This is a genomic window from Bacillus sp. DNRA2, assembly GCF_012843265.1.
GTDB lineage: Bacteria > Bacillota > Bacilli > Bacillales > Cytobacillaceae > Bacillus_BU.
In genome coordinates this window covers 103438-123980 of sequence record NZ_JABAIT010000003.1, presented here as the reverse complement: position 1 = coordinate 123980, position 20543 = coordinate 103438, and the positions used below count along the sequence as shown (strand labels likewise).

Genomic DNA, 20543 nt, shown 5'->3' with positions numbered 1-20543 from the left:
GAGCGTATCCCCCTTTTAACTGAATAAAAATACCTCTTTTTTAAAAATGCTTACTTCATATAAAAATTAAATGGTCATTCGCACCCTTAGTCACCGATTCTAGAATGTCACAGCTAAACGGGCATTTGCGATTTTGACATAAGGTATCTCAATCTTTTTCTTACGTGTTTTAATCTTTACTTCGACGATTACCGTTTCACCATCAAAATGAGTTAATTGTCCTTCAAAGGTTTTTTCACCGTCAATTGGTTCATATGTTTTGATAAAAACATTCTTGCCAATTGCATTTGTAAAATCCTTGTCTTTTTTAAGCGGTCGTTCCGCACCTGGTGATGAAACCTCTAAAAAATAATTATGTGGAATTGGATCAACTTCATCGAGCTTTTCGCTTAATTTTTCACTGACTATCCCACATTCCTCGATATCAACACCAGCTTCTTTATCAATAAATACGCGCAAGAAATAATCTCTTCCTTCTTTTACGTACTCAATGTCAACCAATTCTAAACCGATTTCAGCTAAGATTGGGGTAACCATTCCTTCCACAACTTCAGCCACTTTGCTCATAAGTTATCTGATCCCTCCTTTGAAAAAAATGCTAAAAGGACTCGCAAAAAAATCCTAAATAACTAGAAATTTCCAATGAAAAACATGTAGACACAACAAAAGAGTAGGTTGCCCCACTCTTGTTTGCGAGAGTTATCTAAAGTATTTCCACTAAAACTATACCATAACCCATTTTTTATTGCAAATGGAAAGATTGCTAAATCAACATTTGTCAAGATATTTGAGTTGTTTTTTGTTGGTAAAAAGTAAAGCGTAAGGCGCTTCTACTAGACACCGTTCTAAAATAACGATAATTGATTTTGGTCCGGCAAGTTTCCTAAGCAGCCATGGTTATCGAGGAATTCGATCAGTGTTTTAGATACCTTACCTCGCTGTTGTAAATCTTCTTTCGAAAGGAATTCGCCTTCCTCCCGTGCTTTGACAATGTTTAAGGCTACGTTCGTACCTAAACCAGGGATTGCATTAAATGGTGGAATTAATGAATTTCCATCAATAATAAAGTCACTGGCACTTGATCGGTATAAATCTACCTTCCCAAATGAGTAGCCACGTTCACACATTTCTAGCGCTAGCTCCATGACGGTTAAAAGGTTTTTCTCTTTTGTAGAAGCTTCTAAGCCTTTATTATTGATTTCTTCGATCTTTGCACGAATGGATTGAGAACCACGTACCATTGCATCCAAATCAAAATCCTCAGCCCGTACGGTAAAATACGCTGCGTAATAAAGCAGTGGATGATGGACTTTAAAGTAAGCAATCCTCACAGCCATTAATACGTATGCGGAGGCATGCGCCTTCGGGAACATATATTTTATCTTTTTGCAGGAATCAATATACCATTCCGGTACTTCGTTTCGGCGCATTTCTTCTTCCATTTCATCACTTAAACCTTTACCTTTACGAACCGATTCCATAATTTTAAAAGCAAAAGATGGCTCTAAGCCCTGATAAATTAAATAAACCATAATATCATCACGACAGCCGATTACTTCGCTTAGATTACAAATTTTTTGCTGAATTAATTCCTGGGCATTACCAAGCCATACGTCTGTACCGTGTGATAAGCCTGAAATCTGCACGAGCTCAGAGAATGTTGTTGGCTTCGTATCCTCGAGCATCTGCCTTACAAAGCGTGTACCGAATTCCGGAATACCTAAGGTTCCTGTTTTACACATAATTTGTTCTTCGGTTACTCCAAGCGATTCAGTCCCACTAAAAATTTTCATCACTACAGGGTCGTCGGTAGGAATCGTTTTAGGGTCAATTCCGCTTAAATCCTGGAGCATCCTAATCACGGTCGGATCGTCGTGTCCGAGTATATCAAGTTTTAGCACATTATCATGAATCGAATGGAAATCAAAATGGGTCGTTTTCCATTCCGAATTTCGATCATCGGCTGGGAATTGAATCGGTGTAAAGTCATAAACATCCATATAATCCGGGATAACAATAATCCCCCCTGGATGCTGTCCTGTCGTTCGCTTTACACCCGTACAGCCTGAAGCTAAACGCTCAACTTCAGCGCCGCGAATTTGTAAATTATTGTCTTGCTGATAGGCTTTAACATAGCCAAATGCTGTTTTGTCAGCAACTGTTCCAATCGTTCCAGCACGATAAACATATTCTTCACCGAATAAAACCTTTGTATAGTTATGGGCCCGTGGCTGGTACTCACCGGAAAAGTTAAGATCGATATCGGGAACCTTGTCCCCTTTGAAACCTAGGAAAGTTTCAAACGGAATATCCTGTCCATCTTTTTTGTATTTAGCGCCGCAATTTGGACAATCCTTATCAGGCAAGTCATAACCTGAACCAACCGAACCATCATTGAAAAACTCGGATTGTTTGCAAGTAGGGCACACATAGTGCGGCGGTAATGGGTTTACCTCCGTGATCTCGGTCATCGTGGCTACAAATGAAGAACCAACCGACCCCCGCGAACCAACGAGATAGCCATCATCCAATGATTTTTTTACGAGCTTATGGGAAATCAAATAAATAACCGCAAATCCGTGTCCGATAATACTTTTTAATTCTTTTTCTAACCTGGCCTCAACAATTTCTGGAAGAGTATCGCCGTAAATTTTACGAGCCATCGCATAACTCATTTCGCGCATTTCTTCATCGGCGCCTTCAATTTTCGGTGTATACAGGTCGTCCTTAATTGGCTTGATGACATCAATCATGTCAGCAACCTTATTTGTATTTGTCACGACAATTTCCTTGGCCTTCTCGGCTCCAAGGAAACTAAATTCCTTTAGCATGTCATTTGTCGTCCGGAAATGCACATCAGGTAGCTCATGGCGGTTTAACGGGTTCGCGCCACCTTGCGAATTAATTAAGATTTTGCGATAAATTTTATCATTCTCATTTAAATAATGGACGTTTCCCGTCGCGACTACAGGAATCCCCAATTTGTCGCCTAATGCGACGATATTGCCGATAATCTGTTCAAGATCTCGTTCATTGCGGACTAACTCCATTTCAATGAGCGGAGCATATATCGGCTTTGGCATTACCTCTAAATAATCATAGAACGCTGCCACTGGTTCGACTTCATCTGGGGATTTTTGCATCATCCCTTCAAAGACCTCACCTTTATCGCAGGCCGAGCCAACTAAAATGCCTTCACGGTATTTTTGAAGCACAGATCTCGGAATGCGCGGTACCCGATAAAAATACTGAATGTGCGCAATCGATATAAGCTTAAATAGATTTTTTAAACCTGCTTCAGTTTGAGCGAGCAGTGTGCAATGATAAGGACGGGCACGCTGATAGGCGTTACCTTTCCCCATATTCTCATTAAACTGGTCATGGTACTCGATACCCTTTTCGGCCGCATCCTTTAACATTTTTATCATCAAATATCCCGTTGCTTCTGCATCATAAATCGCACGGTGATGTTGGGTTAATTCAATATCAAACTTTTTAGCTAGCGTATTTAAACGGTGGTTTTTCAATTCCGGATACAAAAAACGACCAAGTTCTAATGTATCAATTACCGGGTTCTTTGCTTTTTCATAGCCCATCTTTTGATAGCCTACATTGAGAAAGCCCATATCAAAGGATGCATTATGGGCAACTAATACAGCATCATCAACCCATGTATGAAATTTCTCGAGCACTTCGGCGACTTCTGGTGCAGTTTGCACCATATCATCCGTAATTCCAGTCAAATTAATCGTCGTCGCTGATAGCAGATGGTGTGGATTGGCAAATGATTCAAAGCGATCGATAATCTCCCCGCCCCGAATTTTCACCGCCGCTAGCTCGATGATTGTATTGTAGTAAGCTGATAGTCCAGTTGTTTCAACGTCAAAAACAACATAAGTATCCTCGGCAAGGAACCGATGGGCATCATTGTATGCGATTGGCACTCCATCATCGACTAGATTAGCTTCAACTCCATATAAAATTTTAATATCATTTTTCTTACCAGCACCAAAAGCTTCAGGGAATGATTGAGCACCTGCATGGTCAGTCACAGCGATTGCTTTATGACCCCATTTTTTGGCTTGGGCAATTAAGGTGCCGACAGAAGTAACAGCATCCATTTGGCTCATCGGTGTGTGAAGATGAAGTTCAACGCGTTTTTCATCATCTGGTGATGTATCTTTTCGCTGGATTGGTTTTATTTCATTGAGGTCATTCCCAATCATAACAAGGTCACGCACAAAGGTGTCGTTTTGAACACTACCACGCACCTTCAGCCACATTCCTTTTTTCACCCGTTCGAATAGTGCAGCGTCTTCCTTGTCACGAGAGAACATTTTGACCATGATGGAACTGGTGTAATCTGTAATTTTAAAAGTTAACAGCGTCCGCCCACTCCGCAATTCCTTCGTTTCGGCGGCAAAGACATAACCTTCCACAGCAATTCTACGTTCTTCTTCATTAATATCTTCTAGTTTGCGGAAGTCGGCATCATCCTTAATCGTTAGACCGACCATAAGTGGTCCGCTTTGTTCTGCCTCACCACCGCCAGAAGCCTTCTCAGAATCTTTTTTCTGCATTTCAACTAACGCTAATAACGCTTTTTCTTGATCTTCCTTCTCCTTTTGCTTCATGAACATTTCAACTTTAGTAGAATCATGTGATACTTCCGTATCTAACATTAACTGGGGAAAACCAAACGATGTATAGATAGTAGAAATAAGACCAGAATATTTATTTTTAATATTTAGACCTTCAGGCTCATTATGAACCTTAATCAACAGCTTATTTCCCATTACATTTGGCGTTTGTTCATGTAGAAGCTTTTGGGTTGGAGGAGACATTCCGTCGAGTTCTTGCACACATAATTTCCAGTATTCTTGTGCCAATTCAGGCTGGAATTGTGAATCCAACACTTGCATCGAGAAAGTAGATGACTTGGCAATATACGAAAACGTACTTTGTAATCTGGCAGCAAGTAATTGGTAAATCGTAGCCGGCAGGATTTTTTCTAATAAAAAATGAAAATGATATTTGCTCGAATCACGATCGACGACTACTTTTTGCAATTGCGCATGTTCAAAGTATCTGACAATTGCATCCTCGGTCATTTCCAGCTGCTGCAGGAGAAGCTTAAAACGCTCCTTTTTCCCTTTCGAATCACTCAAATCTCCTCACTCCCTTTATGAAAAGCGCAAGCACCCTCTTAAGGTGCTGGAGCTAGAATCTAATCTATGTTTTTAAAAGTTTGCTGTGTTAAACAAGAATGTTGATTTCCGCTTCAGGCACTTCGCTTTCCGCGGGGCTAGTTGGGAGCCTCCTCGGCGCATTCGCGCCTGCGGGGTCTCCCATACCAGCTACTCCCGCAGGAGTCTTCGTGCCTTCCGCTCCAATCAACTTGCGAATAATCAACACTAAGCTTTAACACAGCTAAAAGTTAAATATAATAGAACAAATGCTATTATAACATAATGGTGTCTCGGAAAAACGTAGGATTTTTTAACAGAAGTTTCCTTACTAAGAAAAGCGCAAGGCACCTTGTGCTAGACACTAAAAGAAAAACTCGCCATAAAAATGACGAGTATCCATAATTAAAGTGTTTGTAAGAGTTGTGTTAAGCGTTCTACTAACTCATCCTTCGCAATTTCAAGTACTTCACCTGTTTTGCGAACCTTTACTTCAACAATTCCTTCATTGGCTTTTTTCCCAACTGTTACGCGAACAGGCAAACCAATTAAATCCGAATCGGCAAATTTTACACCTGGTCGTTCAATCCGATCATCAAGCAAGACATCAAAACGGTTTTGTTTTAATAGACTATATAGTTCTTCAGCTAAACCAGCTTGGTCGCCATCCTTCATGTTGACAGGAATGAGATGAACATCGAATGGTGCAACCTTTACTGGCCAAACTAGCCCTTTTTCATCGTTAAATTGTTCTGCCACGGCAGCCATCGTCCGGGAAACACCAATTCCATAACATCCCATAATCATTGGTTGGGCTTTGCCATTTTCATCAAGGTACGTAGCATTCATCGCTTCGCTGTAACGTGTGCCCAGCTTGAAGACGTGACCAACTTCGATACCTTCTGCAAACAGAATCGATCCTTTTCCGTCTGGGGATGGATCGCCAACTTGGATAAAGCGGAGGTCGGCATATTGTGATACATTAAAATCACGTTCAGGATTAACATTCAAATAATGGTAGTGTTCTTCATTCGCACCACAAACCCCGTTTACAACTGCAGCCACGGCATGGTCAGCAACAATTTCAACGTTTTCAACACCGATTGGTCCAAGTGAACCTACTGGACAGCCAAGGATTTCTGCTGTTTCTTCAGCATCGGCTAATTCGACTGAACCTGCTTCAAATAGATTTTTCAATTTAATATCATTGATTTCGTGGTCGCCACGCGCAAGTACTAGTACATATTTATCGTCAATTTTAAACATTAATGATTTAATGCATTGCTCTGGCTGCACGTTTAAGAATGCTGCCACTTCTTCAATCGTTCGTTGATTTTCTGTTTTTATTTTTTCAAGACCGATCGGTGCCTCAGTAGACTTTTCATAAGTTTTGACGACCGGTGCCATCTCAATATTGGCTGCATAATCACTGGTATCTGAATAGGCGATTGTATCTTCACCGACATCTGATAAGACCATGAATTCATGAGTATCCTTACCACCCATTGCCCCTGAGTCAGCAATAACTGCGCGGAAATTCAAGCCACAGCGCGAGAAAATATTTGAGTATGCTTGATAAATCGCAGCATAAACCTCATCTAGGCTTTCTTGTGAAGAGTGGAAGGAATATCCATCCTTCATAATAAATTCGCGACCACGTAACAATCCAAAACGAGGACGCTTTTCATCACGGAACTTTGTTTGAATTTGATATAAGGATAATGGTAAACGTTTATAGGATTTTACCTCATCACGAACAAGACTGGTAATGACTTCTTCATGGGTCGCTCCTAACGCAAATTCGCGTTCATGGCGGTCCTTCATGCGCATTAATTCTGGACCATATGTATACCAACGACCAGACTCCTGCCATAATTCAGCTTGCTGAAGCGCAGGCATTAACAGTTCAACTGCACCAGTTGCATCCATTTCTTCACGAACAATCGTTTCAATTTTTTGGAGAACCTTTTTGGCTAACGGTAGATAGCTATATATCCCGCTAGCATTTTGGCGCATGAAGCCAGCACGTAATAACAATTGATGGCTTTTAATTTCTGCATCCGCAGGTACTTCACGCAAGGTAGGAATAAATGTCATACTCTGTTTCATTTCATAGCACCTCTAATTTTAAAGTGAAGCGACCGGGTATTAGGTATCCGGCCGCTGGAACTACATTTATTACAGGAAAAATCGTTGGATATCGTTCCATGTAACGACAAGCATTAGTAGCATGAGCAATGCGAAGCCGATAAAGTGCACCATACCTTCCTTTTGGCGGTCGACTGGTTTGCCTCGTAAAAATTCAACGGCAAAAAACATCAATCTTCCTCCATCTAGCGCTGGAATTGGCAATAAGTTCATAATCCCGAGGTTAATGCTTAAAATACCTGCCCATTTCATTAAATAATAAATTCCTGATTTCGCGACCGTATCTGTTGACTTATAAATTCCAACTGGACCAGATAATGCATCAATTGAAAATTCACCGGAAATTAACTTTCCAAGCATAAAGATGATTTCTTTAGTCCATGAATAAGTTTCTTTAAATCCATAACTTACGGCTTTTAACGGGGATTTTTCAACCGGACTGTATACGCCAATGAGCCCGATTTTTTTTCCTTCTACTTCAGTTTCTTCTGGTACAACCGAAATATCCTGAGTTTTTCCGTCACGCTCAATCGTAAATTCCAATTCTTTATTTGGATTTTTTCTAATTGTTTCAACCACATCATTCCAGCTGGTAATTTCAGCTCCGTCGATTGCTTGAACCATATCGCCTTCCTTAAGGCCCGCACCTATTGCTGTGCCATCCGGGGTAATTTTACCAAGCATGGGTTCACTTGAAGGAACTCCTTGCATGAAGGCAATCGCTAGAAAAATAAAAAAGGCTAACACGAAATTCATCATGGGACCGGCAAAAATTGCCATCGTTCTTTGACCAAGTGATTTTGAAGCAAACTGACGATCATATGGTGCAATTTGCGTTTCAATCCCATCCTCAACCATTACCGCATCACGTGAAATTGAAAATGTTTGTAAATCGTCATCTTCTCCATCAACATAGCCTTTTAAAACTAAAGCATGTTCGATATCTGCGCTTTCTACTTCCATCACGCGAGCATTGGGGAATTTATCCTTATTATTCAAAATGATTTTTTTGACAATTCCTGACTTTTCATCTAGCAAAAGGCCGATTCTGTGTCCTGGCTTGATTTCGATCATTTCCGGGTCTTCCCCAGCCATCCTTACAAATCCACCAATTGGAAGCAAGCGAATCGTATAGACGGTTTCATTCTTCTTGTGGGAAAAAATTTTAGGACCAAAGCCAATTGCAAATTCTCGACATAGAATTCCGGCTCGTTTCGCAAAGATGAGATGTCCTAATTCATGAAAGAATACGAGGGCGCCGAAAATAACAATAAAGGCTATTACTGTGCTCAAACTTGAAAACCACCTTTTTTTGGAATAAAAGACCAGGATATGTTAATAATCTTTGATTGCGCTAAGCTAATTAAATCATGATGCTTGTCTAATATACAAAGCGGTACACTGCTAACAAAGCGTCTGTACAAATTTTCTTGTTTCTTTATCAATTTCCTGGATTGTTGACAAGCTTGGATTGCTTACACTTTGATGGGCAGATAGGGCTTTTTCAATTAAATCCTCGATTTGTAAAAACGAGATTTTGCCTTCAATAAACGCCGCAACTGCTGCTTCATTTGCCGCATTTAGCACCGTCGGCATTGTACCGCCAATTTTACCTGCCTCATAGGCAAATTTCAAACAGCGGAACCGCTCCAAATCCATTTCCCTGAAATGAAGCTTGCCAACTTCGGCTAAATTTAGCCTTTTTGTGCCCAGTAGTGGTAAACGATCCGGATATGTTAAAGCGTATTGAATCGGTACTCTCATATCTGGTGTACCTAATTGGGCAATGATACTGCTATCATGAAACTCAACCATTGAGTGAATGATGCTTTCCTTATGGAGCAACACATCTATTTGTTCATAAGGCAATGAAAATAACCAGTGAGCTTCGATCACTTCCAAGCCCTTATTCATCATTGTCGCTGAATCAATCGTGATTTTTGCTCCCATCGCCCAGTTTGGATGAGCTAAAGCTTCCTTTAACGAAACATTTTTTAATTCTTCCCTTGTTCGATCTCGGAAGCTACCGCCAGAGGCAGTTAAGATAAGGCGCTCGATATTTTTTGAGCGTTCACCCTGTAAAGCTTGGAAGATAGCTGAATGCTCACTGTCAACAGGCAGTAGCTCTACACCATGTTTCATCACAGCATCCATCACTAAATGTCCCGCAGTAACCAGCGTCTCTTTATTAGCAATTGCTATCGTCTTTTTTGCTTCAATTGCCTGAAGTGTCGGCAATAGTCCGACACTGCCAAGGACAGCATTGACTAATATATTTGCTTTTTCATATACCGCAACCTCGGTTAGACCATCATTCCCATATGTAAACGTAACATGAGGGAAGTCCTGCTTTAGTGTTTCATAATCAGACTTTTCTTGGACAGACACAAGCTCTGGGTTAAATTGTGAAATAATCTCTCGTGCCGATTGAATGTTTCTTCCTACAGAAAATGCAACCAATCTAAAATCGTTTGAGTGTTCTTTTATCACATCGAGTGTTTGCATGCCAATCGAGCCGGTTGCACCTAACAAACTAATATATTTCACTAAGTTCCACTCCTATATATCTATGCTATGATTCCTATAATAAATGGAGAAAGTGCATTAATGGCAAAACAAATAATAAGCTATCGAAACGGTCCAGTATTCCACCATGACCCGGTAGAATATGACCGGAATCTTTAATTTGATAATGACGCTTAATCGCTGATTCAACTAAATCACCGATTTGTCCAGACACGGACAGTACTGTTGTAATTAAGAATAACTTCCAAATGGCTGTATTTGCATCTATTTCAGAAAAAATAACAAATAATAGGGCAACAACCAATGCGCTTACAATCCCGCCAAAGAATCCTTCCACCGTCTTCTTCGGGCTAATTTCTGGCCAAAGTTTTTTCTTACCAAATGCTCTTCCGATAAAGTATGCACCCGAATCCGTAGCCCAAATGATAAATAGTGCATAAAAAATATAAATTAAGCCAGAATCGGCATTTCTCGTTTCAATAAAATAATAGAAACCAATCCCGATATATAAAGTAGATAGAATTGCAAATGCCACATCATCAAAAGTATATCGATTTTTAGTCACGACAGTATATGTCATAAATAATAACACTGCAAAGAGAGCTAACTCAATTTTTGTATAATCTAAGTTAGCCAGTAAATCAGTAAATTGGTCCGGTAGCAGAAAAATCCACAAGAGGACTAATGAAATGATTCCAGGAACCGAAAACAGTCTTAGTTTTCGCATTTTCAATAATTCATATAGAGCCACAGTTGCTAGTAGATATGTTAATAAAATAAACGGCGTTCCTCCATAAATGACAATTGGTAAAAAAACCGCTGCTGCAACTACCGCTGTTATGATTCGTTGCTTCATTTAATTTTTCAACACCTTTTCTTGAACGGAGTATTGCTACACTCCACCAAATCTTCTTTGACGATTTTGATATGCCTCAATTGCCTCGATTAAATCCTCTTCAGAAAAATCTGGCCAGAGTACTTCTGTAAACCAAAATTCTGAATAAGCTAGTTGCCAAAGCATAAAATTACTTAGTCGTATCTCACCACTCGTACGAATTAATAAATCCGGATCGGGCAACGCTGATGTCATCAAATAAGAAGAAAACTTTTCCTCTGTGAGTTCATCACTCTTTAGTATGCCATCCTGGCAATCATTTAAGACACCTTTTACCGCTTCAATAATTTCTGCTCTTGAGCCATAGTTTAATGCAAAGTTTAAAACTAAACCTGTGTTCTCCTTCGTATCACGAATGAGTTTATCCACTGCATTAACCGTATGGTTTGGCAATTTTTCTTTATAACCCATCATCGTTACACGTACATTTTCTTCAACTAACTCAGGTAAAAATGTACCTAAAAACTCCTCAGGCAGTTTCAATAAATAATCGACCTCAGTTTTGGGGCGTTTCCAATTTTCAGTTGAGAAGGCGTATAATGTCAGAGTTTTTACCCCTAATCTGCTCGCCAATCGAGTGATTTTACGAACCACCTTCATGCCCTCATGATGTCCTGCAATACGAGGTAATGCTCGTTTTTTGGCCCATCTTCCATTACCATCCATTATAATTGCAACATGTGAAGGAACCGGCTGCTCCTTAATTTGTAACATCCGCTCTTGGAGACTGGAAGACTGTTGCTGATTCTTCCACAGCTTTATTTTATTAAACATAAGTTAGCTCCTCTAAAAAATAAGATAATCTTCTTCTTCGAACATATTCAAATACTTTTTCCAAATATAGACTATACCGAAGGCATTTTCCATATTATTCACATGCTCTTATCATACCAAAAAAGAAAAAAGATATCTCTATAAAAAGATTATGTAAATGGACCAATTTTCAGAATGTAAGTTGTAAAAATAAGCAACCGTGCTGCATCTCGCAACGATTTACTTTTCGATCCAAAAGCATAAACTATGAAAAAAACCCCCTATAACAAGAGGGTCTAATGAAAAGATTTAAATTAAACTTCCATTACTTCTTTCTCTTTATCTTTAGTAATTTGGTCAATTTTGCTTATATGTTCATCCGTTAATTTTTGAATATCATCGGAATAACCACGAAGTTCGTCTTCGGTAATTTCACCATTCTTTTCGAGCTTTTTCAAATCATCATTTGCATCACGGCGAATATTACGAACAGCAACCTTCGCTTCTTCTGAATCCTTTTTAATCAACTTGACTAATTCCTTACGACGCTCTTCTGTTAATTGAGGAATCATTAAGCGAATAATGTTTCCATCATTAGAAGGCGTTAAGCCTAGGTCCGATTTTAGAATCGCCTTTTCAATTTCACCAAGCACCGATTTATCATATGGCTGAATCACTAATAGACGAGCTTCCGGAACAGAAATACCTGCAAGTTGATTAACTGGTGTTGGAGCGCCATAATAATCAATTGTCAGACGATCAAGTAATGACGCATTTGCTCTGCCGGCACGGATACTTGCAAGCTCTCGCGTATAAGCGGAGATTGCTTTTAACATTTTATCTTTTGCAGTTGCAAGAACTTGTTTTGGCATGATTATTTCCCCCTTACAATTGTTCCGATTGTTTCACCCATGACAACCCGCTTAATATTGCCACTCTCCATAATTGAGAAGACAATTAACGGAATATCGTTGTCCATGCATAGAGATGAAGCTGTAGAATCCATTACTGCTAAACCTTCCTTAAGCACATCGAGGTAGGATAATTGATCATATTTTTTGGCATTTTTATCGATACGAGGGTCAGCTGAATAGACGCCATCGACATTGTTTTTCGCCATTAAGATTACATCCGCCTCAATCTCGGCAGCACGTAAAGCAGCAGTAGTATCCGTTGAAAAATAAGGATTTCCTGTACCAGCTGCAAAAATTACAACGCGTTTCTTCTCTAAATGACGGATTGCCCGACGACGAATGTATGGTTCTGCAACTTGACGCATCTCGATAGACGTTTGGACACGTGTCTCAATGCCTCCTTGCTCAAGGCTATCCTGAAGAGCAAGTGAGTTCATCACGGTTGCAAGCATACCCATATAATCTGCTGTTGCTCTGTCCATGCCCATCTCACTACCAATTTTTCCACGCCAAATGTTTCCGCCACCTACAACAACAGCAACTTCCACACCTAATTCGGCAATTTCTTTCACTTGATTGGCAATCGACTTAATTACGGCAGGATTAATACCAAAACCAGCATCACCTGCTAAGGCTTCACCACTTAATTTTAATACGACGCGTTTATATTTAGGGCTGCTCATAAGAACTTAAGAACCTCCAATTGTATGCTTTCTCGTTAGCCCAAGACTTGATTATGCACGTTACGCTTGGGTCTAATGTAAACATTTTTTCTTAAAAATAGGGAACACCTAGTGTCCCCTATAACAATCATCAAAAAGCGAAAGTTAATTTACTTAGGAGAAATGCCTAGTAAATCACGCTTATCATTATTTTTTAACTTGATTCATTACTTCTTCTGCAAAGTTATCTTCGCGTTTTTCTAAGCCTTCGCCTACTTCAAAACGAACGAATTCACGAATTTTAGCGCCTTTAGATTCAACAAATTGACGAACCTTTTGATCTGGGTTTTTAACGAATGTTTGATCAAGAACACAAACATCTTCAAAGTATTTGCCAAGACGGCCTTCAACCATTTTTGCAACAATGTTTTCTGGTTTGCCTTCGTTAAGAGCTTGTGTTGTTAATACTTGACGCTCACGCTCAACCTCTTCAGCAGAGACTTGATCACGTGATACATACTTAGGATTTAAAGCAGCGATGTGCATTGATACATCTTTAGCTGCATCTGCTTCAGTAGATCCTTCAAGAACAGTTAATACGCTGATTCGGCCTCCCATGTGTAGGTAAGCGCCAAATGCATCGCTATCAGTTTTAGATAGGACTGCAAAACGGCGAAGGCTGATTTTTTCACCAATTTTCGCGATTGCTGCATTGATGTGTTCAGCTACAGTTGCACCGTTGTCCATTGTTTGAGCTTCAGCTTCCTCAACAGTTGCTGGCTTGTTTTTAAGAAGGTGTTCGCCTAGTTCTTTAACTAATGTTAAGAAGCCTTCATTTTTTGCAACAAAGTCAGTTTCTGAGTTAACTTCGTAGATTACTGCGTCATTACCTTCTGTTTGGATAGAAGTAATACCTTCTGCAGCAATACGATCAGATTTTTTCGCAGCTTTTGCGATACCTTTTTCACGTAAGAAATCAATTGCTTTTTCCATGTCACCATTAGTTTCAGTAAGGGCCTTCTTACAATCCATCATTCCGGCACCCGTTTTTTCACGAAGTTCTTTTACCATTTGAGCGGTAATTGCCATAATAAAATTCCTCCTTATCATCACTATGTACTATTTTTTACAAATATTTGCTTAGGTAAACTAGCTAAATTACCAATTATCTTTAAAAAAAGGTGATAAAGGGTGCTCCCTCTTATCACCTTTTCCAATCAAACTTAGCGTACTAAATTAAGCTGTAACTTCTTCACCTTGTTTAGCTTCAAGGATCGCATCTGCCATTTTTCCAGTTAAAAGCTTAACTGCACGGATTGCATCATCATTAGCTGGGATTACATAATCGATTTCATCTGGATCGCAGTTTGTATCAACGATACCTACGATTGGAATATTTAATTTATGTGCTTCAGCTACTGCGATACGCTCTTTGCGAGGGTCAATGATAAATAAAGCATCTGGAAGATTCTTCATATCCTTGATACCGCCTAAGAATTTTTCTAAACGTTCTTGTTCTTTCTTTAATTGAACAACTTCTTTCTTAGGAAGAACGTCGAAAGTTCCGTCTTCTGCCATTCTTTCGATATCTTTTAAGCGAGAAATACGCTTTTGGATTGTTTCGAAGTTTGTTAAAGTACCACCTAACCAACGTTGGTTAACGAAGTACATACCAGAACGAGCTGCTTCTTCTTTTACAGAATCTTGAGCTTGTTTTTTAGTACCTACGAAAAGGATTTTTCCGCCGTTACCAGCTAGTTCCTTAACGAAGTTATAAGCTTCTTCAACCTTTTTAACTGTTTTTTGAAGGTCGATGATATAAATGCCGTTACGCTCTGTGAAGATATATTTCTTCATTTTTGGGTTCCAACGGCGAGTTTGGTGTCCGAAGTGTACACCAGCTTCAAGCAATTGCTTCATAGAAATTACTGACATGTTTTGTTTCCTCCTAAAGGTTTTTGATTTCCTCCGCTAAATTCATCTTTAACCGGAAACTTATAATAAGCACCTGCCGGCTAAATCCATTAGCGTGTGTATTAACACCATCAACTAATATAGCATAAACCGTTTCGACAATCAAGCGCTTCCTGTGTCCAAAGCAGAAAATTTCCTAATCCAAGAAATAAAAAACCCAAATAGATTATAAATCTATCTGGGTTTTGATCTCAACCAGCTATTAGTTAGACTTTAATTTATCTAGTTCAACAAGGAATTTGTCATTAAGAACTTTAATGTAAGTTCCTTTCATCCCTAATGAACGTGATTCAATAACGCCTGCACTTTCAAGTTTACGAAGCGCATTTACAATCACAGAACGAGTGATGCCAACACGGTCAGCAATTTTTGATGCAACTAATAATCCTTCATTGCCGTTTAGTTCTTCAAAAATGTGTTCAATCGCCTCTAGCTCACTATAAGAAAGCGAACTGATCGCCATTTGAACAACCGCTTTACTACGTGCTTCTTCTTCAATTTCTTCAGATTTTTCGCGAAGAATTTCCATTCCTACTACAGTTGCACCGTACTCAGCTAAAATTAAATCATCATCAAGGAAATTTTCTTCCAGGCGTGATAAAATGAGTGTACCTAAACGCTCACCACCACCGATAATAGGAACAATTGTTGTTAAGCCAGAAGTGAATAATGCTTTATTTTCATACGGAAATGCAGAGTACTCACTTTCAATATCGATGTTTGAAGATGTTTCTTGTATATTAAACAAGCTCTTTGTATAATCTTCAGGGAATTGACGGTCCTCAAGCATTTTTTTCATACGTTCATTTTCAATGGATTGTTTAATTGCAAATCCTAATAATTTACCACGACGACTTACAACGAAAACATTTGCCTCGATTACATTTCGTAGAGTTTCGGCCATTTCTTTGAAGTTTACAGGTTTACCTGCAGCTCTTTGCAGCATTGCGTTGATTGTTCTAGTTTTTGTTAATAAATCCATTAATTCTTCCTCCTATGTGCTTCAAACAAAACATCATATTTTATTGTGTATTTTTCTCTATTTTAAAAACCAAAAGGTTATTCACCCATATTTTATTGCCGGATTGATTAGAGGATAAATTGACTTAAATCTTTATCTCTAGAAATGGCTCCAAGTTTCTCTTCTACGTATTGAGGTGTAATCGTAATTTTTTCTAAGGTAATTTCCGGCGCTTCGAAGGATAAATCCTCGAGAAGCTTTTCAAGAATGGTATGCAAACGTCTTGCGCCAATATTGTCGGTATCCTGATTCACTTCAAATGCCACTTCAGCAATCTTACGTATAGCATCGTCAGAAAATTCAATTTGTATACCTTCAGTTTCCAATAATGCTTGATATTGTTTAATCAAAGCATTATCTGGCTCAACTAAAATTTTCACAAAATCATCTACTGTCAGTTTCGTTAATTCCACTCTAATTGGAAAACGTCCTTGTAACTCCGGGATTAAATCAGATGGCTTTGCCATATGGAAAGCACCCGCTGCAATAAATAGAATAAAATCCGTTTTAACCGAGCCATACTTTGTGACCACCGTTGAACCTTCAACAACCGGAAGAATGTCTCTTTGAACACCTTCCCGTGAGACATCAGCAGATGAGCCACCAGAATTTTTGCTCGCAATTTTATCAATTTCATCGATAAAAATGATACCAGTTTGTTCTGCCTTTCTGACAGCTTCACTCGTTACTTCATCCATATCGATTAATTTTTGCGCTTCTTCATTTGTTAGAACTTTTCTAGCTTCACTTACAGTCAGTTTCCGTTTTTTACGGCGTTTTGGCATAAAATTACTTAATGCATCCTGCATATTCATACCCATTTGTTCCATACCAGAACCTTGGAGCATGTCAAACATCGATGGTTGCTGTTCTTCAACTTCTACGGTAACGACTTCATTTTCCAAAGCACCGCTTGCCAGTTTTTCCTGAACCGCACGACGTTTTTCATAATTGGACGCTTCTTGGTCTGAGTCCTGTTCTACTTGGTCGTTTTGGGCAGTATTACCACCAAACAGCATTTCAAGAGGATTTTTGTAGGTTGAAGCCTTCTTTTTAGTTGGAACAAGCAAATCAACTAAACGACGGTTGGCATTCTCTTCAGCTCGATCTTTAACCTTTAACATTTTTTCCTCTTTAACTAGCCGAATTGAGGTTTCTACCAAATCGCGAACCATTGATTCAACATCGCGACCCACATATCCAACCTCAGTAAATTTTGTTGCTTCCACCTTAATAAATGGAGCCCCAACTATTTTAGCGATACGACGGGCAATTTCCGTTTTCCCTACCCCAGTTGGTCCAATCATTAAAATGTTTTTTGGAACGATTTCATCACGAAGATTCTCAGCTAATAGGTTTCGGCGATACCGATTTCGAAGTGCTACTGCAACTGCTTTTTTTGCGTCCTTTTGGCCGACAATATATTGATCGAGCCTTTCAACGATTTGACGAGGCGTTAACGTAGTCATTTTTCCCATAACTTCAAGTCTCCTTTCGTTTACAGCTCTTCCACAATAATATTGCCATTTGTGTAAACACATATTTCTGAAGCAATTTCAAGCGCTGAACGGGCAATTTCTCGTGCGGTTAAATGCTCACCGGAATACTTTTTCAAGGCGCGCCCTGCTGCAAGCGCATAATTGCCTCCAGAACCAATGGCTAATATACCGTCATCCGGTTCAATTACTTCACCAGTACCTGAGATTAACAACAAATCCTGTTGATTCATCACAATTAACATGGCTTCAAGACGCCTTAAAACTTTATCACTTCGCCATTGCTTTGCCAGTTCAACAGCTGCTCTTTGAAGATTGCCATTATACTCCTCAAGCTTTCCTTCAAACATTTCAAATAAAGTAAAAGCATCTGCAACTGATCCAGCAAAACCAGCGATTACTTTTCCATTAAACAATTTTCTAACTTTTCTTGCTGTGTGTTTCATCACAACGGCATTTCCAAATGTAACTTGACCGTCACCAGCCATCGCACAATTTCCATCATGGCGAACAGCAAAAATTGTTGTTGCATGCAATTGAGACATGTACTAAACCCCTTTCTTCCTACTTAGGCTCTAGGATGATGAGACATATACGTATCCTTTAAAAATTCCTTCGTAACATGCGTATAAATCTGTGTCGATGATAGCTCTGAATGCCCCAGTAGCTCTTGGACAGTACGCATATCTGCACCATTGTTTAATAAATGTGTGGCAAAGGTGTGACGGAGCATATGCGGATGAATTTTTCCGCTTATTGCTGACTTATCCATGATTGAATTCAGGATTTTGCGAACACCACGCGGAGTCAATGGACCACCACGAAAATTCACAAAAAGCATACCATGGTCTTCTTTATTCATAACGATTTTATGTCGCCCCTGTTGTATGTATAACTCTAAAGCATCGTGTGCAAAGCTTCCAAATGGAACATATCTTTGTTTTTTCCCTTTTCCATTAACCAAAACTGTCGAAACGAACATATCCAAATCTTTTAAGGTGATTTTACATAATTCACTTACCCGGATACCCGTAGCATATAAAAGCTCTAACAACGCCTTGTTTCTTTGCCCAAGCGGAGTTGATATATCACAAGCTTTGAAAAGTTCGTCCAGTTCGGAATCATAAAAAAAAGAGGGTAGATGCTTTTCTATTTTAGGAATCGACACTAACGAGAATGGGTTTTCATCGATTAGCTCTTCTCGAAGCAGAAATCGATAAAAACTCCGCATGCAGGAAATTCTTCTAGCAACTGTTTTTCTGGCAAGATTTTTCTCGTATAGCTTTGTTAAATAAAGTCTGACATCAGCATATTTTACCTGTTCATACCCTTCAATTGCTTGCTCAGCCATGAACATAGAGAAATCTCTAATGTCATGTTGATAATGTTCAATTGTATATTCTGAACAATTCTTCTCAATTTGTAAATATTCAATAAATAACTTTAAAGAAACGTTCACATTTGCCGACATTTTAGCCACCTCACAAAGGCTACTAAATATTATCATAATATATATAGCTTTACAATAAACTTTACAAACTTTTCACAAAGTTCTGAATTGTTTCTAACGCTCTGTTCGCAAGTTGTTCATATCTTTCCTTCTTACCTTTAATTCTCTCCGGTAATTCAGGTAATAAACCAAAATTAGCATTCATTGGCTGGAATCTTTTTGGATTAGCTGTCGTAATATAATGAGCCATACTGCCAATTGCTGTTTCGATCGGGAATACAACCGGCTCCTTGCCCTGCACCAATCTCGCTACATTAAGGCCTGCAATTAAGCCACTAGCCGCTGATTCTACATAGCCCTCAACACCTGTCATTTGTCCCGCAAAGAAAAGATCATCCCTTGTTCCTAATTGATAGGTTGCCTTTAAAACCTTTGGAGAATTAATAAATGTGTTACGATGCATGACACCATAACGAACAATTTCTGCTTGCTCTAATCCAGGTATTAACGAAAGGACCTCTTTTTGTGGACCCCACTTTAAATGAGTTTGGAAACCAACAATATTATATAGAGTTCCCGCTGCATCATCTTGCCGTAACTGGACAACTGCGAAAGGTCGCTTTCCTGTACGAGGATCCTCTAAACCAACCGGTTTCATCGGTCCAAATAACATTGTTTTCTTACCGCGACTTGCCATTACCTCAATCGGCATACAACCTTCAAAAAAGACTTCCTTTTCAAATTCCTTTAATGGAACTGTTTCAGCTGTAATAAGTGCTTCGTAAAAGCGATTGAATTCTTCCTCAGTCATGGGACAATTTAAATAAGCAGCTTCTCCTTTATCATAACGGGATTTTAAGTATACCTTATCCATATTTATGCTTTCTTTTTCAAGAATAGGTGCAGCTGCGTCATAAAAATATAAATATTCTTCACCCGTAATGTCTTTAAGTTTATGAGACAAAGCTTCACTTGTTAATGGTCCGGTAGCAATCACGGTTGGTCCTTCCGGAATTTCAGTAACTTCCTCATGGATAACCGTCACATTCGGATGGCCTTTAACTAAGTTCGTTACCCGTGAGGCGAATTCATGACGGTCAACCGCAAGCGCTCCTCCAGCAGGAACTGCACAAGCATCAGCAGAACTGATGATAACTGAATTTAGCTTCCGCATTTCTTCTTTTAATACACCGACTGCATTGGTTAATGTATTAGCACGTAAAGAATTACTACAAACAAGCTCGGCAAATTTATCAGTATGATGTGCTGGTGTTTGCTTAACAGGCCTCATTTCATAAAGTCGGACTTTTATGCCACGCTCTGCGATTTGCCATGCCGCTTCACTACCCGCTAAGCCAGCACCAATAACATTAACAATTACTTCCATTAAATATATCCTCCCGATGGTTATGTACAAACCAGTATTACTTTACCCACAATCCTATCCATTTTACCTTTATCCATACGAAAAATTAAGTAAAAAGTTTCACATTAGAAAAGTGCAAGGCGTCCTTACCA

At 39.2% G+C, this 20543-nt stretch carries 16 protein-coding genes; all 16 read right to left on the bottom strand.

All coding sequences use genetic code 11. From position 1 onward, the window contains the following. Window positions 1-99 precede the first annotated feature (99 nt). The 16 genes from rimP to trmFO all read right to left on the bottom strand — a co-directional run bounded on the left by rimP (window position 100) and on the right by trmFO (window position 20412). Window positions 100-567, bottom strand: coding sequence for a ribosome maturation factor RimP (gene rimP / locus HHO41_RS04365; protein ID WP_169095861.1), 468 nt, complete (start codon window positions 565-567; stop codon window positions 100-102). A gap of 278 nt (window positions 568-845) precedes the next feature. Continuing rightward, a complete protein-coding gene (locus tag HHO41_RS04360) occupies window positions 846-5111 on the bottom strand; it encodes a PolC-type DNA polymerase III (RefSeq protein ID WP_481747083.1) in 4266 nt (1421 codons plus the stop codon). A 480-nt stretch (window positions 5112-5591) separates the two neighbouring features. After that, window positions 5592-7295, bottom strand: coding sequence for a proline--tRNA ligase (locus HHO41_RS04355; RefSeq protein ID WP_169095857.1), 1704 nt, complete (start codon window positions 7293-7295; stop codon window positions 5592-5594). A gap of 69 nt (window positions 7296-7364) precedes the next feature. Next, window positions 7365-8627, bottom strand: a complete 1263-nt coding sequence (rseP, locus tag HHO41_RS04350; RefSeq protein ID WP_169095855.1) for an RIP metalloprotease RseP — start codon at window positions 8625-8627, stop codon at window positions 7365-7367. Window positions 8628-8738: 111 nt separating this feature from the next. Further along, the gene (gene dxr, locus HHO41_RS04345; protein ID WP_169095853.1) at window positions 8739-9881 is read right to left on the bottom strand and encodes a 1-deoxy-D-xylulose-5-phosphate reductoisomerase; all 1143 of its coding nucleotides are present in this window, start codon (window positions 9879-9881) and stop codon (window positions 8739-8741) included. 34 nt (window positions 9882-9915) lie between these two features. Further along, window positions 9916-10716 (bottom strand): phosphatidate cytidylyltransferase, encoded by an 801-nt coding sequence (locus tag HHO41_RS04340; RefSeq protein ID WP_169095851.1) that lies wholly within the window; start codon window positions 10714-10716, stop codon window positions 9916-9918. Between the two features lie 36 nt (window positions 10717-10752). Next, entirely contained in the window at window positions 10753-11529 is a 777-nt protein-coding gene (locus HHO41_RS04335) for an isoprenyl transferase (RefSeq protein WP_169095849.1), read from the bottom strand. A 293-nt stretch (window positions 11530-11822) separates the two neighbouring features. After that, complete coding sequence (gene frr, locus HHO41_RS04330; protein ID WP_169095847.1) at window positions 11823-12380, bottom strand: ribosome recycling factor; 558 nt, start codon at window positions 12378-12380, stop codon at window positions 11823-11825. 2 nt (window positions 12381-12382) lie between these two features. Next, window positions 12383-13105, bottom strand: a complete 723-nt coding sequence (gene pyrH, locus HHO41_RS04325; protein ID WP_169095845.1) for a UMP kinase — start codon at window positions 13103-13105, stop codon at window positions 12383-12385. A gap of 186 nt (window positions 13106-13291) precedes the next feature. Further along, window positions 13292-14173: a translation elongation factor Ts gene (gene tsf / locus HHO41_RS04320; RefSeq protein WP_169095843.1), complete on the bottom strand. Its 882-nt coding sequence runs from the start codon at window positions 14171-14173 to the stop codon at window positions 13292-13294. A 147-nt stretch (window positions 14174-14320) separates the two neighbouring features. Next, on the bottom strand, window positions 14321-15019 hold the full coding sequence (gene rpsB, locus HHO41_RS04315) for a 30S ribosomal protein S2 (protein ID WP_169095841.1): 699 nt from the start codon (window positions 15017-15019) through the stop codon (window positions 14321-14323). A gap of 241 nt (window positions 15020-15260) precedes the next feature. Further along, window positions 15261-16040 carry a GTP-sensing pleiotropic transcriptional regulator CodY gene (gene codY, locus HHO41_RS04310; protein ID WP_169095839.1) on the bottom strand — a complete coding sequence of 260 codons (780 nt, stop codon included), beginning with the start codon at window positions 16038-16040 and terminating at the stop codon, window positions 15261-15263. A gap of 107 nt (window positions 16041-16147) precedes the next feature. Then, window positions 16148-17557, bottom strand: coding sequence for an HslU--HslV peptidase ATPase subunit (gene hslU, locus HHO41_RS04305; protein ID WP_169095837.1), 1410 nt, complete (start codon window positions 17555-17557; stop codon window positions 16148-16150). Between the two features lie 20 nt (window positions 17558-17577). Next, window positions 17578-18120, bottom strand: a complete 543-nt coding sequence (gene hslV / locus HHO41_RS04300; RefSeq protein ID WP_169095835.1) for an ATP-dependent protease subunit HslV — start codon at window positions 18118-18120, stop codon at window positions 17578-17580. A gap of 23 nt (window positions 18121-18143) precedes the next feature. Further along, a complete protein-coding gene (xerC, locus tag HHO41_RS04295) occupies window positions 18144-19046 on the bottom strand; it encodes a tyrosine recombinase XerC (protein ID WP_169095833.1) in 903 nt (300 codons plus the stop codon). 61 nt (window positions 19047-19107) lie between these two features. Continuing rightward, entirely contained in the window at window positions 19108-20412 is a 1305-nt protein-coding gene (trmFO, locus tag HHO41_RS04290; protein ID WP_169095831.1) for an FADH(2)-oxidizing methylenetetrahydrofolate--tRNA-(uracil(54)-C(5))-methyltransferase TrmFO, read from the bottom strand. Window positions 20413-20543: the final 131 nt, after the last annotated feature.

Coding starts and splice junctions, on each gene's coding strand:
- rimP (WP_169095861.1), bottom strand. CDS start 567: ATGAGCAAAGTGGCTGAAGTTGTGGAAGGAATGGTTACCCCAATCTTA.
- HHO41_RS04360 (WP_481747083.1), bottom strand. CDS start 5,111: ATGACCGAGGATGCAATTGTCAGATACTTTGAACATGCGCAATTGCAA.
- HHO41_RS04355 (WP_169095857.1), bottom strand. CDS start 7,295: ATGAAACAGAGTATGACATTTATTCCTACCTTGCGTGAAGTACCTGCG.
- HHO41_RS04340 (WP_169095851.1), bottom strand. CDS start 10,716: ATGAAGCAACGAATCATAACAGCGGTAGTTGCAGCAGCGGTTTTTTTA.
- HHO41_RS04335 (WP_169095849.1), bottom strand. CDS start 11,529: ATGTTTAATAAAATAAAGCTGTGGAAGAATCAGCAACAGTCTTCCAGT.
- frr (WP_169095847.1), bottom strand. CDS start 12,380: ATGCCAAAACAAGTTCTTGCAACTGCAAAAGATAAAATGTTAAAAGCA.
- pyrH (WP_169095845.1), bottom strand. CDS start 13,105: ATGAGCAGCCCTAAATATAAACGCGTCGTATTAAAATTAAGTGGTGAA.
- tsf (WP_169095843.1), bottom strand. CDS start 14,173: ATGGCAATTACCGCTCAAATGGTAAAAGAACTTCGTGAAAAAACGGGT.
- rpsB (WP_169095841.1), bottom strand. CDS start 15,019: ATGTCAGTAATTTCTATGAAGCAATTGCTTGAAGCTGGTGTACACTTC.
- codY (WP_169095839.1), bottom strand. CDS start 16,040: ATGGATTTATTAACAAAAACTAGAACAATCAACGCAATGCTGCAAAGA.
- hslU (WP_169095837.1), bottom strand. CDS start 17,557: ATGGGAAAAATGACTACGTTAACGCCTCGTCAAATCGTTGAAAGGCTC.
- hslV (WP_169095835.1), bottom strand. CDS start 18,120: ATGTCTCAATTGCATGCAACAACAATTTTTGCTGTTCGCCATGATGGA.
- xerC (WP_169095833.1), bottom strand. CDS start 19,046: ATGTCGGCAAATGTGAACGTTTCTTTAAAGTTATTTATTGAATATTTA.
- trmFO (WP_169095831.1), bottom strand. CDS start 20,412: ATGGAAGTAATTGTTAATGTTATTGGTGCTGGCTTAGCGGGTAGTGAA.